This is a genomic window from Streptomyces sp. V4I23 (assembly GCF_030817975.1).
Lineage (GTDB): Bacteria > Actinomycetota > Actinomycetes > Streptomycetales > Streptomycetaceae > Streptomyces.
The window spans coordinates 2,848,783-2,863,510 of the sequence record NZ_JAUSZW010000004.1 but is presented as its reverse complement, the minus strand read 5'-3'; the positions used below and the strand labels follow the sequence as shown (position 1 = coordinate 2,863,510).

The 14,728-nt window shown below is 72.1% G+C and carries 14 protein-coding genes; 13 read left to right on the top strand and 1 reads right to left on the bottom strand.

Annotated features, from left to right (window positions below; genetic code table 11):
• Positions 1 to 89 precede the first annotated feature (89 nt).
• From QFZ82_RS14980 to QFZ82_RS14970, 3 genes are all read left to right on the top strand, one after another.
• Positions 90 to 1,364, top strand: a complete 1,275-nt coding sequence (locus QFZ82_RS14980; RefSeq protein ID WP_307713655.1) for a beta-ketoacyl synthase — start codon at positions 90 to 92, stop codon at positions 1,362 to 1,364.
• Complete coding sequence (locus QFZ82_RS14975; protein WP_307713654.1) at positions 1,361 to 2,629, top strand: ketosynthase chain-length factor; 1,269 nt, start codon at positions 1,361 to 1,363, stop codon at positions 2,627 to 2,629. Before QFZ82_RS14980 ends, QFZ82_RS14975 begins: the two co-directional genes overlap by 4 nt.
• 96 nt (positions 2,630 to 2,725) lie before the next feature.
• Positions 2,726 to 2,989 carry an acyl carrier protein gene (locus QFZ82_RS14970; RefSeq protein WP_307713653.1) on the top strand — a complete coding sequence of 88 codons (264 nt, stop codon included), beginning with the start codon at positions 2,726 to 2,728 and terminating at the stop codon, positions 2,987 to 2,989.
• A 166-nt stretch (positions 2,990 to 3,155) separates the two neighbouring features.
• Here the strand turns inward: QFZ82_RS14970 and QFZ82_RS14965 are convergent, their stop codons facing one another.
• Positions 3,156 to 3,593 carry a nuclear transport factor 2 family protein gene (locus QFZ82_RS14965; RefSeq protein ID WP_307713652.1) on the bottom strand — a complete coding sequence of 146 codons (438 nt, stop codon included), beginning with the start codon at positions 3,591 to 3,593 and terminating at the stop codon, positions 3,156 to 3,158.
• Between the two features lie 183 nt (positions 3,594 to 3,776).
• On the opposite strand from QFZ82_RS14965, the gene fabG reads away from it, so the two are divergent.
• From fabG to QFZ82_RS14915, 10 genes are all read left to right on the top strand, one after another.
• Positions 3,777 to 4,562 carry a 3-oxoacyl-ACP reductase FabG gene (fabG, locus tag QFZ82_RS14960; RefSeq protein WP_307713651.1) on the top strand — a complete coding sequence of 262 codons (786 nt, stop codon included), beginning with the start codon at positions 3,777 to 3,779 and terminating at the stop codon, positions 4,560 to 4,562.
• 29 nt (positions 4,563 to 4,591) lie between these two features.
• Positions 4,592 to 5,566 (top strand): aromatase/cyclase, encoded by a 975-nt coding sequence (locus tag QFZ82_RS14955; protein WP_307713650.1) that lies wholly within the window; start codon positions 4,592 to 4,594, stop codon positions 5,564 to 5,566.
• On the top strand, positions 5,559 to 7,136 hold the full coding sequence (locus tag QFZ82_RS14950) for a class I adenylate-forming enzyme family protein (RefSeq protein WP_307713649.1): 1,578 nt from the start codon (positions 5,559 to 5,561) through the stop codon (positions 7,134 to 7,136). Before QFZ82_RS14955 ends, QFZ82_RS14950 begins: the two co-directional genes overlap by 8 nt.
• A 97-nt stretch (positions 7,137 to 7,233) precedes the next feature.
• Positions 7,234 to 7,866: an antibiotic biosynthesis monooxygenase gene (locus QFZ82_RS14945; RefSeq protein WP_307713648.1), complete on the top strand. Its 633-nt coding sequence runs from the start codon at positions 7,234 to 7,236 to the stop codon at positions 7,864 to 7,866.
• Entirely contained in the window at positions 7,859 to 8,611 is a 753-nt protein-coding gene (locus QFZ82_RS14940) for an SDR family oxidoreductase (RefSeq protein ID WP_307713647.1), read from the top strand. Before QFZ82_RS14945 ends, QFZ82_RS14940 begins: the two co-directional genes overlap by 8 nt.
• 16 nt (positions 8,612 to 8,627) lie before the next feature.
• The gene (locus QFZ82_RS14935) at positions 8,628 to 9,944 is read left to right on the top strand and encodes an FAD-dependent monooxygenase (protein WP_307713646.1); all 1,317 of its coding nucleotides are present in this window, start codon (positions 8,628 to 8,630) and stop codon (positions 9,942 to 9,944) included.
• Complete coding sequence (locus QFZ82_RS14930) at positions 9,941 to 11,008, top strand: glucose-1-phosphate thymidylyltransferase (protein ID WP_307713645.1); 1,068 nt, start codon at positions 9,941 to 9,943, stop codon at positions 11,006 to 11,008. The genes QFZ82_RS14935 and QFZ82_RS14930 overlap by 4 nt, the downstream gene beginning before the upstream one ends.
• Positions 11,005 to 11,988 carry a dTDP-glucose 4,6-dehydratase gene (gene rfbB / locus QFZ82_RS14925; protein ID WP_307713644.1) on the top strand — a complete coding sequence of 328 codons (984 nt, stop codon included), beginning with the start codon at positions 11,005 to 11,007 and terminating at the stop codon, positions 11,986 to 11,988. The genes QFZ82_RS14930 and rfbB overlap by 4 nt, the downstream gene beginning before the upstream one ends.
• On the top strand, positions 11,985 to 13,703 hold the full coding sequence (locus QFZ82_RS14920; protein WP_307713643.1) for an FAD-dependent oxidoreductase: 1,719 nt from the start codon (positions 11,985 to 11,987) through the stop codon (positions 13,701 to 13,703). Before rfbB ends, QFZ82_RS14920 begins: the two co-directional genes overlap by 4 nt.
• Positions 13,681 to 14,706, top strand: coding sequence for an aldo/keto reductase (locus tag QFZ82_RS14915; RefSeq protein ID WP_307713642.1), 1,026 nt, complete (start codon positions 13,681 to 13,683; stop codon positions 14,704 to 14,706). The genes QFZ82_RS14920 and QFZ82_RS14915 overlap by 23 nt, the downstream gene beginning before the upstream one ends.
• Positions 14,707 to 14,728 lie beyond the last annotated feature (22 nt).

Genomic DNA, 14,728 nt, shown 5'->3' with positions numbered 1-14,728 from the left:
AACCGAGCAGAGAGGGAGGATGCGGTCGTGAAGACAGAGCGCACCCGGCACCACATCCGGGCCGAGCGGCCCCGGAAGGGCGGGCAGCGATGAGCCGTCGAGTGGTCATCACCGGGATCGGTGTCGTCGCCCCCGGCGGGAGCGGGGGGACGCGGCAGTTCTGGTCGCTGTTGACCGAGGGGCGCACCGCGACCCGTCCGATCTCCCTGTTCGACGCGTCCTCCTTCCGGTCCAGGATCGCGGCCGAGGCCGACTTCGACCCGGCCAGGTCGGGGCTCACCCCCCGCGAGATCCGCCGCATGGACAGGGCCGCGCAGTTCGCCGTGGTCAGCGCACGCGAGGCGGTCGCCGACAGCGGACTCGACCTGGATGCGCAGGACCCGTTCCGCATGGGCGTCACCATCGGCAGCGCGGTGGGCGCGACCACCGGTCTGGACACCGAGTACGCGGTGGTCAGTGACAGCGGCTCCACTTGGCACGTCGACCACGAGCACGCCGTCTCTCACCTGTTCAACCACTTCGTGCCCAGCTCCTTCGCCACCGAGGTGGCCTGGGCCGTGGGCGCGCAGGGTCCGGCGGCGGTGGTCTCCACCGGCTGCACCTCGGGACTGGACTCGGTCGGCCATGCCGTCGAGCTGATCAGGGAGGGCAGCGCCGACGTGATGATCGCGGGGGCGACCGACGCCCCGATCTCGCCGATCTCGGTGGCGTGCTTCGACGCGATCAAGGCCACCACGCCCCGCAACGACGACCCCGAGCACGCCTCGCGGCCCTTCGACCGCACCCGCAACGGCTTTGTGCTGGGCGAGGGCTCGGCCGTCTTCGTCCTGGAGGAGCTCCAGGTGGCGCGCGCCCGCGGCGCCCGCGTCTACGCCGAGATCGCCGGCTTCGCCTCCCGCTCCAACGCGTACCACATGACGGGTCTGCGGGCGGACGGCAAGGAGATGGCCGAGGCCATCCGCATCTGTCTGGACGAGGCCCGGCTTGACAGGACCGCGGTCGACTACATCAACGCCCACGGCTCGGGCACCAAGCAGAACGACCGGCACGAGACCACCGCGTTCAAGCGCAGCCTCGGCCGGCACGCCTACGAGGTACCGGTCAGCTCCATCAAGTCGATGGTCGGCCACTCGCTGGGCGCCATCGGCTCCCTGGAGATCGCCGCCTCGGCCCTGGCCATCGAGCACGGCGTCGTCCCACCGACGGCCAACCTGCAGGAGCCGGACCCCGAGTGCGACCTGGACTACACGCCGATCACGGCCCGCGAGGCGCGCATCGACACGGTGCTCAGCGTCGGCAGCGGGTTCGGCGGATTCCAGAGCGCCATGGTTCTCACCCGGCCGGAGAAGAGGGAGGCGGCATGACCACCGTGGCACCGACACAGCACACGACGCGGGAGACCGGGCAGCAGCGCACCGCGGCCCCGGTGTTCACCGGCATCGGCGTCACCGCGCCCAACGGCCTCGGCACCGAGGACTGGTGGGGCGCCACCCTCGCGGGCGAGAGCGGCATCCGCCCGGTCAGCCGCTTCGACGCCTCCCAGTATCCGGCCAAGCTCGCCGGCGAGGTGCCCGGCTTCGAGGCCAAGGAGCACATTCCCAGTCGGTTGATCCCTCAGACCGACCACATGACGCGGCTCGCTCTGACCGCGGCGGCCGAGGCCGTCGAGGACAGCGGGGTGGATCTGGAGGAGCTGCCGGAGTACGCGGCCGGTGTGGTCACCGCCGCCTCCGCGGGAGGCTTCGAGTTCGGCCAGCGCGAGCTGGAAGCCCTGTGGGGCAAGGGCGGCCAGCACGTCAGTGCGTACCAGTCCTTCGCATGGTTCTACGCAGTCAACACCGGCCAGATCTCCATCCGGCACGGGCTGCGCGGCCCCAGCGGCGTCCTGGTCACCGAGCAGGCGGGCGGCCTGGACGCGGTCGCCCAGGCGCGCCGCCAGCTGCGCAGGGGCAGCCGCATGATGGTCACCGGCGGCGTAGACGGCGCGATCTGCCCGTGGGGCTGGACCGCGCAGCTCACCAGCGGGCGCCTGAGCACCCGGGACGACCCCCGGCAGGCGTATCTGCCCTTCGACACCCGCGCCGACGGCCATGTGCCCGGCGAGGGCGGCGCCATCCTGGTCCTGGAGGACGCTGAGGCCGCCCGCGAGCGCGGCGCCCGCATCTACGGCAGGTTCGCGGGCTACGCCGCCACCTTCGACCCGGGGCCCGGCCGCCAGGGTGAGCCGGGGCTGCGCAGGGCCGCCGAACTCGCCCTGGCTGAAGCGGGATTGACGCCCGCGGACGTGGACGTGGTCTTTGCCGACGCCTCCGGCGTCGCCGAGCTGGACCGGCTGGAGGCCGAGGCCCTCAACGCGGTCTTCGGGCCGGGCAGGGTGCCCGTCACCGCCCCCAAGACCATGACCGGCAGGCTCGCCGCGGGCGGTGCCTCGCTCGATCTCGCGGCGGCGCTGCTGTCCATCCGGGACTCGGTGATCCCGCCCACGGTCAATGTCACCGAGCCCGCCGATGACCTCTCGCTCGACCTGGTCACCGAACCGCGCCGGGGCCGCCCGGTGCGCAGCGCGCTGGTGCTCGCCCGTGGCTTCAGTGGCTTCAACGCCGCCGCTGTGGTGACCGCCGCGGAGTGACCGGACGGTCGCCTCCGCCCCAAGACAGCTTTTCCGGCTGGACGTTCCGCATCACTGGTTGCCGACAACCAGGCTCCGTACCGAAAGGTGTTTCCCATGGCTGAAATGACGCTCAACGAACTCACCGCGCTGCTGCGCGAGTGCGCCGGCGAGGAGGAGGGGGTGAATCTGGACGGTGACGTCATGGACGTCCCGTTCGTCGAGCTGGGCTACGACTCGCTGGCGGTTCTGCAGACCACCGGCCGCATCGAGCTCGACTACGGCATCCGGATCTCCGACGACGCCGCCGCCGAGGCGCACACGCCGCGGCTGCTGCTGGCCTTCATCAACGAGAGCCTGTCGGAGGCCACCGCGGCCTGATCCACTGTCGCACCCAACAGCACATCCGCCGTCCGCCCGGGCCCGCGCCCCGGGCGGACGGCATTGCCGAAAGCCCTCGTGCGTCTCTTGCCCGCAGGGCATACGAGAGCGCCGCGCCCCGGGCCGTTGGGGGACACGGCCCGAGGCGCGGCGCGGGTGATGAGCGTCAGGACAGGTCGTCGCGGTGGACCTCGCGGTGCTTGACCTGCCAGCTGCCCTCCGTACGTACCAGCACGTCGTCGCAGCGGGTGCTGACGTGCAGCTTGGCCTGGCCGCCGCGCGGGGTTTCGATGACGATGGCGTAGCACTGCGCGAACACCTCGTCGGCGCCGCGCGGTTCGACGTTGACCATGCCGAGCCAGTGGCGGCGCTGGATGCCCTTGGCGGCGTACTCGTCGGTGGCCTTGCGGGCCGCGGCGGCGATGACCGCGCGGCCCTCGGCCGGCTCGGGGTGCGCGTTGGCGGCGAAGGCACCGTCCTCGGTGAAGGTCTCGGCCCAGTCCTCGGCCCTGCCGCTGTCGAGCAGCTGCATCTGGGTCGCGTAGAACTGCTGGATCTGCGCGTGGAGGACGGCCTCGGCGACGGCGGTGTCCGTGGTGGTCATGCTGGTCCCTTCTCGTGGACGCGTCGGGCTCTCGTTGGTCGCGAGTCTTGGTGGTCGGGCTCGGGGTCCGATGGAAAGTCGCTGGAACAGCGGCAGTGGGGCCCCGTCTACCTCCGCTCGACCCCCCTTCGAGAGCGCCCCCGCAGGCTGTTCCCCCATCGACGTCCGAATGGAGCGTGCAACATGGCGAACGAGGAGCGGCGGGTCGCGCTGGTCACCGGCGGCACCAGCGGCATCGGCCTTTCGACGGCCAAGGACCTGGCGGCCAAGGGCTTCGCGGTCTTCATCTGCGCCCGCAGCGAGGAAGCGGTGCGGCTGACCGTCAAGGAACTGCGGGCCGAGGGTCTGGAGGTGGACGGTGCCACCGCCGACGTGCGCAGCCCGGAGTCGGTCAGGACGCTGGTCGCCGCCGCCGTCGAGCGGTACGGCCGGATCGACGTACTGGTCAACAACGCCGGCCGCAACGGCGGCGGCGCCACCGCCGACCTGACCGACGAGCTGTGGTACGACGTAATCGACACCAACCTCAACAGCGTCTTCCTGACCACCCGCGAGGTCCTCAAGCAGGGCGGTCTGCAGGAGCGCGGCTGGGGCCGGATCATCAACATCGCCTCCACCGGCGGCAAGCAGGGCGTCGTACTGGCCGCCCCGTACTCGGCCTCCAAGCACGGCGTGATCGGCTTCAGCAAGGCGCTCGGCAAGGAGCTGGCACCCACCGGCATCACCGTCAATGCGGTCTGCCCCGGCTACGTCGAGACGCCGATGGCTCAGCGGGTCCGCGAGGGCTACGCGGCCGCGTTCGACACCACCGTCGACGACATCCAGAAGCAGTTCGAGGCGAAGATCCCGCTCGGCCGCTACTCGACTCCCGAAGAGGTCGCGGGCCTGGTCGGCTACCTGACCACCGACACCGCCGCCTCCATCACCGCGCAGGCGCTCAACGTCTGCGGCGGCCTCGGCAACTACTGAGATCCACGTTCGAAGAGAGGGAGAAACCCGTGTCCGTCGACGTGTCCGCCCCGGCCGCAGCGCCCCAGGAGCACCGGACCCTGCACAGCACCACCATCGAGGCGCCGGCCGAGGTCGTGTACGACATCATCGCCGATGTCACACGCTGGCCGCAGTTCTTCACCCCCAACGTCCATGTCGAGCACCTGGAGCGGGACGACAAGAGTGAGCGCATCCACATCTGGGCCACCGCCAACGGCGAGGTCAAGCACTGGATCTCGCGCCGCGAGCTGGACCGCGCGAACCTGTCGGTAGGCTTCCGCCAGGAGGTCTCCCAGCCGCCGGTCGCCTCCATGGGCGGTACCTGGGTGGTCACCCCGGTCACCCCGACCAGCTCCCTACTGGAGCTGTACCACGACTTCACCGCCGTGGACGGCTCGGCGGACGGCGAGGAGTGGATCCGCGCCGCGCTCGACCGCAACAGCGCCGCGGAGCTCGAGGGCATCAAGCGCATCGCCGAACTCTCGGACCAGCTCGTCGAGTTGATGTTCACCTTCGACGACACGGTGCACATCGACGGGGCCGGCAAGGACGTCTTCGACTTCCTCAACCGCGCCGACCTGTGGCCCGAGCGCCTGCCGCACGTCGCCCGCCTTGAGCTGACCGAGGAGACCCCCGGCCTCCAGGTCATGGCCATGGACACCCGTACCGCCGACGGCAGCACGCACACCACCGAGTCGATCCGGGTGGCCTTCGGCGTGGACCGCATCGTCTACAAGCAGACGACCGTGCCCGCGCTGATGACGGCCCACACCGGCCGCTGGACGATCGTGCCGGCCGAGGGCGGCGGCGTGGACGTGACCTCCCGTCACACCGTCATCATCAAGGCGGCGGCGGTCGAGAAGGTGCTCGGCGAGGGCAGGACCGTCGCCGACGCCCGCGCCTACGTCCACAAGGCCCTCAGCACCAACAGCACCAATACCCTCAATCACGCCCGCGCGTACGCGGAGGCCCGCCGTGGCTGACCGGCCGCAGTACTGCGCGCCCGAGGTGCCCCGGCGGCTGGACGGGCTGATCGCCGAGGCCGCCGCCGCGGCCCCGGACCGTACCGCCCTGGTGTGCGGCGCGGACCCGGTCACCTACGGCGAGCTGGACCGACGGGTGACGGCGGCGGCCGTATCGCTCGGTACGCTGCTGCCCGAGCCCGGCGCGACCGTCGCCGTCGCCTCGGTGCTGCACCCGGACTTCGCCGTCGCGTACTACGCGGCTGCCCGCGCCGGACACGTCGCCGCGGTGGTCAACCCGCTGCTGCGCGAGGAGGACCTGCTGCACGTCCTCACCCTCAGCCGGGCCCGGCTGGCGTTCGTGGACGCCGGCCTGTACGAGCGGCTGGCCGAGGTCACGGACCGGCTGCCGGAGCTGGAGCGGGTCGTGCTGATCGGCGACGGTACGCGCGAAGGGCTGGCCAGCCTGGGCGAGTTGGCGGACGACGTGCCGGACTGTGGCCTTCCGGACGACGTGACGGCGGGCCCCGACGACGTGGCCTGCGTGCAGTTCACCAGTGGCACCACCGGACGGCCCAAGGCGGTGCGGCTCACCCATCGCAACCTGACCGTCAACGCCGACCAGATCGCCGTGGCCCACCGCCTCGACGGCACGTCGGTGACCGTCAACCACTTGCCCACGTTCCACCCCATGCACCTCAACTCCGCGGTGCGCGCCACCGCCACGCAGGTGCTGTGCCCGGGTCCGAAGCCGGTCCACGCCGTCGCCGCAGCCAACGAGCACGGGGCGACGCATCTGTACAGCCTGCCCGTACGGCTGGCCCGACTGGCCGCCGACCCGTCCCTGGACGAGCTGGGGCTGCGCACCGTCACGCGGATCGCCTCGGGCGGCTCGGGCCTGTCGGTCGCGGCCGCCGCGCGGCTCACCGAACGCTTCGGCATCCCCGTCTTCCAGGGGTACGGGCTGGCCGAGACCTCGCCGCTGACCCACAGCGACGATCCCGACCACCCGGTGCACGGCTCGGTCGGCAGGCCGGTCGAGGGCACCGAGTGCCGGGTGGTGGACGTGGAGAGCCGCGCCGTGCTGCCCGCCGGCTCGGTGGGCGAGGTGCAGCTGCGCGGCCCCCAGGTGATGAAGGGCTACCTCGGAGGCCCCGACGGCACCGGGCTCGAGCCGGACGGCTGGCTGACCACCGGGGACGTCGGGCGGATCGACGACGAGGGGCGGCTGTTCCTCATCGACCGCCTCAAGGACGTCTTCAAGTGCGACAACTTCCTCGTCGCGCCCTCCGAGGTCGAGCTGGTCCTCGGCAGGCACCCGCTGGTGCGCGAGTCGGTGGTCGTCGACCTGCCGGACGAGTTCAGCGGCGCGGTGGCCGGCGCCCTGATCGTACTCGACCCCTCGGCCGCCGCGGACGGCGCCGCCGAGCAGGCCGTCTCCGAGGCCGTGGCCTTCGTCAACGAACAGCTCCCGTACTACCAGCACATCCGGCAGGCCCGAGCCGTCGGGGCGATCCCCCGCTCGGGCAACGGCAAGATCCAGCGCCGGGTGCTGCGCGAGCAGCTGATCGGCCTGCTGGCCGGCGTCTGAAACGCCCTTCCCGGGCCCGAGACGCCGTTCCCCGGCCCGGGACACCTTTACCGGCCCACCAGCCCTTTCCCACCAGTGCACCAGAGAGGCGGCACCCATGCCCGCTCCGCTGTTCACCGTGATCAACACCTTCACCCTGAAGGACCCCGCAGGCGCCGAGGACTTCGAGCGGCGCTTCCTCGACCATGTCCGGTGGATGCGGGCACAGGAGGGGTTCAGGGCCCACCAGGCGGTCCGCGCCACCGAGCGGCCCGAGGTCTATGTGAACCTCGGCTGGTGGGCGGCGCCCGACCTCTTCAAGCAGGTCATGGCGAGCGAGACGTTCCAGGAGCACGCCAAGGAGTTCCACCGCATCGTCGACGTCGAGGCCGACCCGTCGCTGGGCATACTGCGCATCGACGCCGAGGGCGGTCAGGCGGCGGGGGACGGGTCGGTCGTACTGGTCGAGCGGTTCACCGTCACCGGCGACGCGGAGGCTTTCGAGGCCGCCTACCGCGCCTACGCCGAGGCGGTCGCCGGCCTGGACGGCTTCGGTCACACCGATCTCGTCAAGTCCGTGGTGCGGCCCGGACAGTACACCGCCGCCACCCGCTGGAGCGGACCGGGCGCGTACGAGACCGCACGGCACACCCCCGAGTACACGGCCGTTCTGAAGCACGCCGAGGTCGCGACGGTTGCCGCCACCCCGGTCGCGGGCAACCGCGCGCCCGAGGTGACACGCCATGGCTGACCTGGGCCTGGACACGAAGGTCGCCCTGGTCACCGGGGCGACCCGCGGGGTGGGGCTGGCCGTCGCCCGCAAGCTGTGTGCCGCGGGCGCCACCGTGGTCCTGAACTACGCCCGTTCCGAGGACGACGCCCGCCGCGCCGTCGAGGAACTGGCCGCTCTCAAGGGCGGCGCGGTGGCCCTGCGTGCCGACGTGACCCGGCCCGAGGAGCTGGACCGGCTGCTCCGGCAGGTCCGCGAGCGGTACGGGCGGCTCGATGTGCTGGTGCACAACGCGGCCTCCTGGAACCCGGCGCCCGCCGTGGGCGCGGACCCTGCCGGGGTACGCGCCGACCTCTCGGCCGCCCTGGACCCGCTGTTGCACGGCGCGCCCGCGATCGCCGAGTTGATGGCAGGCGGCCCCGGCCGGATCGTCGCGATCTCCAGCAGCGGCGCGCACTCGGTCGTCCCGCGCTATGTGGGCCTCGGCGTGGCCAAGGCGGCGCTGGAGAGCCTGGTGCGCTATCTCGCGGTGGAGCTGGCGGGGCGGGGCATCGCCGTCAATGCCGTCTCCACATCGAAGATCGACAAAGGGGCCGGTACGCCGCAACCGGAGGTGGCCGCCGCCCTCGCGGCGCGTACCCCCGCGGGGCGGCTCACCACACCGGAGGACATCGCCGATGCGGTGGCCCTGCTGTGCACGCCGGAGGCCGGCTGGATCCACGGACAGGTGATCACGGCCGACGGCGGCCTGGGCCTGCGGGGTTAGCGGGAGGAGCGCGACTGTGGAGAGCCAAGAGACCATTCACGTGACGGGAGCCGAAGGGGCTGGTCCCGCGGAGGAGTTCACGGCCGACATCTGTGTCGTCGGCGCCGGGCCCGCCGGCCTGGTGCTGGCACTGCTGCTGCTGAAGTCCGGGCTGCGGGTCGCGGTCGTGGAGCGCGCCCGCGCCCACCAGCGGGAGTTCCGCGGCGAGATCCTGCAGCCGGGCGCGCTCAGGCTGCTGGACCGCCTCGGCGTGCTCGGCGGCGCCCGGGCACGCGGCGCCCATGAGCACACCCGCTTCCGGCTGGTGGACCGGGGCCGGGCGCTGCTCGACATCGACTACCGGGCGCTGCCCGCCCCGTACGACTACCTGCTGAGCATCCCCCAGGCCCACGTCCTGGACGAGCTGCTGCTGCACTGCGAGAAGTACGAGGGCTTCGCCCACCTGGACGGGCGGCGGGTCGGCGAGCTGCTGCGCGACGCCGACGGCCGGATCGCCGGGGTCGCTGCCGACGGGACCGGCGGGGCATGCACGGTCCGTGCGCACGTCGTGGTGGGCGCGGACGGCCGCTTCTCCAAGGTGCGCCGCCTGGCGGGCATCGAGGCGGGCCGCAGCGAGGCGTTCGACCTGGACGTGCTGTGGTTCAAGCTGGCCGACGACCGATCCGGTGCCCGCGGCCGCAAGGCCATGAGAGACGTCCAGGTGTTCCGGGCGGGCGCGAGCCCCGTCCTGGTCTACGACTCCTGGCCCGACCGGGTCCAGATCGGCTGGACGCTGCCGCACAAGGGCTACAAGGACGTGGCGGCCAAGGGCCTCGACCACGTCAAGGAACAGCTGGCACTGGCGGTCCCGCCGTACGCCGAACTGATCCGCGAGCAGATCCGCTCGCCGCGCGACCTCAGCCTGCTGGACGTCTTTTCCGGGCGGGCCGAGCGCTGGGCGGACGACGGCCTGGTCCTGATCGGCGACGCGGCCCACACCCACAGCCCCATCGGCGCGCAGGGCATCAACCTGGCCATCCAGGACGCGGTGCTGCTGCACCCGCTGCTCGTCGCCTCGCACCGCGCCGGCGACGCGAGCGCACGGTTCCTGTCGGCGTTCGAGCGGACGCGGTCTGCCGACATCGAGCAGGTCATGCGGCTGCAGCGGCTGCAGAGCAAGGCGATGCTCTCGCACGGCACCTTCGCCACCCGCGTGCGGCCCAAGCTGGCCCAACTGCTCAAGCACACCCCGGCCTACCGCAAGGTGCTCGACCGCATCGCTTTCGGCAACCCCTCGGTACGCATCGCCGAGGAGTGCTTCGTGCCCCAAACTCCCGGAAGGAGGAACCGGTGAAGGCCCTGGTGCTGTCCGGCGGGTCGGGAACCCGACTGCGCCCGTTCACCTACTCCATGCCCAAGCAGCTCATGCCCATCGCCAACCGGCCGGTGCTGGAGCACGTCCTGGAGAACATCCGGGAGCTGGGCGTCAGCGAGGTCGCCGTCGTCGTCGGCGACCGCGAGCCGGAGATCGCCGCGGTGCTGGGCGACGGCGCCCGGCTCGGCCTCGAACTCACCTACATCCGGCAGGACCGGCCGCTCGGGCTGGCCCACTGCGTCAAGATCGCCAGGCAGTTCCTGGGCGACGACGACTTCGTGATGTACCTGGGCGACAGCATGCTGCCACAGGGCGTCAAGCAGTTCGCGGAGGAGTTCGCCGAGCGCCGCCCCACCGCGCAGGTCGTGGTGCACCGGGTCGCCGACCCGCGGTCGTTCGGCGTGGCCGAGGTCGCGCCGGACGGCCGGGTGACGCGGCTGGTGGAGAAGCCCGAGCAGCCGCTCAGCGACCTCGCCCTGACCGGCGTCTACTTCTTCACCCCGGCCATCCACCAGGCCATCGACAAGATCAGCCCGAGTGCGCGGGGCGAACTGGAGATCACCGACGCCGTCCAGTGGCTGGTCTCGTACGGGGCCACCGTCCGGGCCGGGGAGTACACCGGGTACTGGAAGGACACCGGGCGTGCCGAGGACGTCCTGGAGTGCAACCGCGAACTCCTGGGCGGCGTGCAGCGGTCGGTGGGCGGACTGGTGGACGGCGACAGCGTGCTGATCGGCCATGTCGTCGTCGAACCCGGCGCGCGCGTGGTGCGTTCGCGGATCGTGGGCCCGGCCATCGTGGGCGCGGGCAGCCATGTGGTCGACTCCCGCGTCGGCCCGTACACCTCCGTCGGCCGGGACTGCCGGCTGCGCGACACCGCGGTGGAGGACTCCATCGTGCTGGACGGCGCGTCCGTCTCCCAGGTGCCCGCGCTGCGTGGCTCCCTCATCGGCCGCTCCGCCGCCGTCACATCGGCGGACACCGGCTCGTCGCACCACCGCCTGGTGGTCGGCGATCACACCCATGTGGAGGTGGCGGCATGAAGCTCCTGGTCACCGGCGGTGCGGGCTTCATCGGCTCGCACTACGTACGCAGCCTGCTCGAAGGACGCCACCCCGGCCACGAGGACGCCGAGGTCACCGTCCTGGACAAGCTCACCTACGCGGGCAACCGCGACAACCTGCCCGGGCGGCACCCGCGGCTGACGTTCGTACACGGCGACGTGTGCGATCTGCCGCTGCTGCTGGACCTGCTGCCCGGCCATGACGCGGTGGTGCACTTCGCCGCCGAGTCGCACGTCGACCGCTCGCTGCAGTCGGCCTCGGAGTTCGTCCGCACCAACGCCGGCGGCACCCAGACGCTGCTGGACGCCGTGCTGCACACGGGCGTCGAGCGGGTGGTGCACGTCTCCACCGACGAGGTGTACGGCTCCATCGACGAGGGGTCCTGGACCGAGCGGAGCCCGCTGCTGCCCAACACGCCCTACGCGGCGTCGAAGGCCGCGTCCGACCTGATCGCCCGCGCCTACTGGAGCACCCACCGGATCGACCTGTCGATCACCCGCTGCTCCAACAACTACGGCCCCTACCAGCACCCCGAAAAGCTCATCCCGCGCTTCGTCACCCACCTCATGGAGGGCCGCAGGGTGCCGCTGTACGGGGACGGGCTGAACGTCCGCGAGTGGCTGCACGTGGACGACCACTGCCGCGCCGTCCAGCTGGTGCTCACCGGCGGCAGGGCCGGCGAGATCTACAACGTCGGCGGCGGCGACGACCGCACCAACGCCGCTCTGACCGATCAGCTGCTGCAACTGTGCGGCGCGGGGCCCGAGATGGTCGAGCGCGTCGCCGACCGCAAGGGCCACGACCGCCGCTACTGCATCGACGACACGAAGATCCGCGAGGAACTGGGCTACGCGCCGCGTATCCCCTTCGAGCGCGGCCTCGCGGACACCGCCGCCTGGTACCGCGACAACCCGGGCTGGTGGAAGCCCCTCAAGGAGACCGAGGAGAAGAACCGATGACCGCCGAAGGACGCCCGCAGCCGGCCGGTGAACCGGTCCTGGTGGTGGGCGCGGGACCGGTCGGGCTGACCGCGGCCCACGAACTCGCCCGCCGCGGCGTGCGCGTACGGCTGGTGGACGCGGCGCAGGGGCCGGCCACCACCAGCCGTGCGCTGGCCACCCACGCCCGCACCCTGGAGACCTACGACCAGATGGGCGTGCTGGACGACGTGCTGCCGCGCGGCCAACGGGTGGAGCACTTCACCCTGCACCAGAACGGCCGCAGGCTGATCCGCTTCGACACCGACTACAGCAGGCTGCCCACCCGCTATCCCTTCACGTTGATGGTCGACCAGGTCATCACGGAGGAGGCACTGCGCGCCGCGGCCGCCCGCCAGGGCGTCGAGGTGGAGTGGGGGGTGCGGCTCACCGGCTTCACCGACCACGGCGCGGGCGTGCGCGCCGAGCTGGAGCACGCGGACGGCCGCACCGAGACCTTCGAGGCGGGCTGGCTGGTGGGCTGCGACGGCGGGCACAGCACCGTGCGCAGGCGGCTGGGCCTCAAGCTGGTCGGCGAGAGCAGCGAGACCTGGCTGATCTCGGACGCCGTCGTGCACTGTGACCTGCGCAGGGACAGCATCCACTGGATGCGCACCCCGACCGGCACAGTGATGATGGTGCCCTTCCCGGACCCGGGCAAATGGCGGCTGCTGGACACCGCCGAGGTGTCCTACGACGGCGACGACGCGGCGCTGGCGAGCCGCTTCGAGCGTAAAATCCGCACTGGTACGGGCGGTGAGGTGCGGGTCGAGAACCCCACGTGGGTGTCCGTCTTCACCATCCAGCAGCGCATGATTCCCAGCATGCGCAAGGGCCGCTGCCTGCTGGCCGGCGACGCTGCCCATGTCCACAGCCCCGCGTCGGGTCAGGGCATGAACACCGGAGTCCAGGACGCCGTCAACCTGTCCTGGAAGCTGGCGTCCGTCATCCACGGCTCGGCCGAGGAGAGCCTGCTCGACAGCTACAGCGTCGAGCGCGTCCCGGTGGGCGCCGACCTGCTGAAGTCCACCAGGTTCGCCACGCTGCTGGTGCAGCTGCGCAGCCGTTGCGCGGCCGCGGCGCTGCGCGCGCTGTTCACCTTCGTCAAGTCGGTGCGGCCGCTCAAGTCCCGGATCGAGCAGAAGATCATGGGTGGGATGTCGGCGCTCGACCTGGGGTACGGGGACGGGCCCCTGGCGCTCGGAGCGGACGAGGGCACGGGCAAGGGCGCGGGGACCACGATCTCGGCCGGGGGCCGGACGAGCCGGGTCACCGCCCGCCGCGCCGCCGAGTCGGCCGGCTGGCGCCGGATGATCGAGGAACTGCGCCGCCCCGGATGGACGTTGCTGGCCCGGCCGCACTCCGGCCAGGCCACGGCGCTCGCCGAGCTGGCGCGCACGTATGAGGGTGTCGTACACGTCCGCGGCGTCGAACCGCAGCCGCGGGGCGCGGACGGGCCCGTCAGCCCGCTGCCCGACCCCGACGGGCTTCTCTGCGCCGACCTCGGGCTCGCAGCGGGCGGCTGGCTGCTGATCCGCCCGGACGGCTACGCGGCCGCGAGCGGCGGGCGGGCTGACAACCCGGAGCGGGCGCTGGCCGCGCTCGGCATCAGGCCCGCGGACCGGCAGGACACGAGTGAGGGCCCGGGCACGCAGGCCGAGGAGGGACGAGACCATGCAGTACCGGCGGCTGGGTGACAACGGGCCCGTCGTGAGCCGGGTCGCCTTCGGCAACTCGCTGACCGCGGGCAACCAGTTGGACGACTCCGCGGCCATCGCCTGCGTACGCGCGGCGCTGGACGCGGGCATCACGACCTTCGACACCGCGGACGTCTACGCCGATGGCCGGGCCGAGGAGGTACTCGGCCGGGCCCTGGCGGCCGTCCCCCGCGACCGGGTGGTGATCTGCACCAAGGTCGGCCGGGGTGCGGGCGGCGACTCCAACGGGCCCGGCGGCCTGAGCCGCGCGCGGATCACCGCCTGCCTCGACCGGTCGCTGCGGCGGCTGGGCACCGGCCACATCGACGTGTACCAGGCGCACCTGTACGACGATGCCACCCCGCTGGAGGAGACCATGGCGGCCTTCGGCGACGCGGTCGCCGCCGGCAAGGTGCGCTGCGTGGGCGTCTCGGAGTGGGCCGCGCCTGAACTGGCCGAGGCCGGGCGGCTGGCCCGTGAGGCGGGCGTACCGCTGGTCTCCAATCAGCCGCAGTACAACCTGTTGTGGCGGGTCATTGAAGAGGAGGTGGTCCCCGCCTGCGTGCCGCTGGGCATCGGGCAGATGGTGTGGTCACCGCTGGCCGGCGGCGTACTGACCGGGAAGTACCGGCCGGGCGCCGAACTCCCCGAGGGGTCGCGGGCGGTGGCCGCCAAGGGCGGTGACGTCTCGCTGCGCCGCTGGCGCTTCCTGGAGGAAGATGTGCTGGAGCGGGTGGTGGGGCTCCAACCGCTGGCGCGCGAGGCGGGATTGGCGTTGCCACAGCTCGCGCTGGCGTGGGTGCTGCACCAGCCGCACGTCGTCTCGGCCGTCATCGGCGCCTCCGCACCCGGGCAGATCGAGCGGAACCTGCGCGCCGTGGACGCCGTGCTGGAGCCCGGGCTGATGTCCCGGATCGACGAGGTGCTGGGCGATGCGGTGGTACGCGATCCTCAGCTGACACTGAGCCGGATGCTGCGGGCGAAGCGGGCGGCGGCAGCCTGATACGCGCGAACGTCTCCCTTCC

What these genes read in the sequence shown, in the direction of transcription:
- QFZ82_RS14945 (WP_307713648.1), top strand. Translation starts at nt 7,234, where the DNA reads ATGCCCGCTCCGCTGTTCACCGTGATCAACACCTTCACCCTGAAGGAC.
- QFZ82_RS14920 (WP_307713643.1), top strand. Translation starts at nt 11,985, where the DNA reads ATGACCGCCGAAGGACGCCCGCAGCCGGCCGGTGAACCGGTCCTGGTG.
- rfbB (WP_307713644.1), top strand. Translation starts at nt 11,005, where the DNA reads ATGAAGCTCCTGGTCACCGGCGGTGCGGGCTTCATCGGCTCGCACTAC.
- QFZ82_RS14915 (WP_307713642.1), top strand. Translation starts at nt 13,681, where the DNA reads ATGCAGTACCGGCGGCTGGGTGACAACGGGCCCGTCGTGAGCCGGGTC.
- fabG (WP_307713651.1), top strand. Translation starts at nt 3,777, where the DNA reads ATGGCGAACGAGGAGCGGCGGGTCGCGCTGGTCACCGGCGGCACCAGC.
- QFZ82_RS14980 (WP_307713655.1), top strand. Translation starts at nt 90, where the DNA reads ATGAGCCGTCGAGTGGTCATCACCGGGATCGGTGTCGTCGCCCCCGGC.
- QFZ82_RS14970 (WP_307713653.1), top strand. Translation starts at nt 2,726, where the DNA reads ATGGCTGAAATGACGCTCAACGAACTCACCGCGCTGCTGCGCGAGTGC.
- QFZ82_RS14975 (WP_307713654.1), top strand. Translation starts at nt 1,361, where the DNA reads ATGACCACCGTGGCACCGACACAGCACACGACGCGGGAGACCGGGCAG.
- QFZ82_RS14965 (WP_307713652.1), bottom strand. Translation starts at nt 3,593, where the DNA reads ATGACCACCACGGACACCGCCGTCGCCGAGGCCGTCCTCCACGCGCAG.
- QFZ82_RS14940 (WP_307713647.1), top strand. Translation starts at nt 7,859, where the DNA reads ATGGCTGACCTGGGCCTGGACACGAAGGTCGCCCTGGTCACCGGGGCG.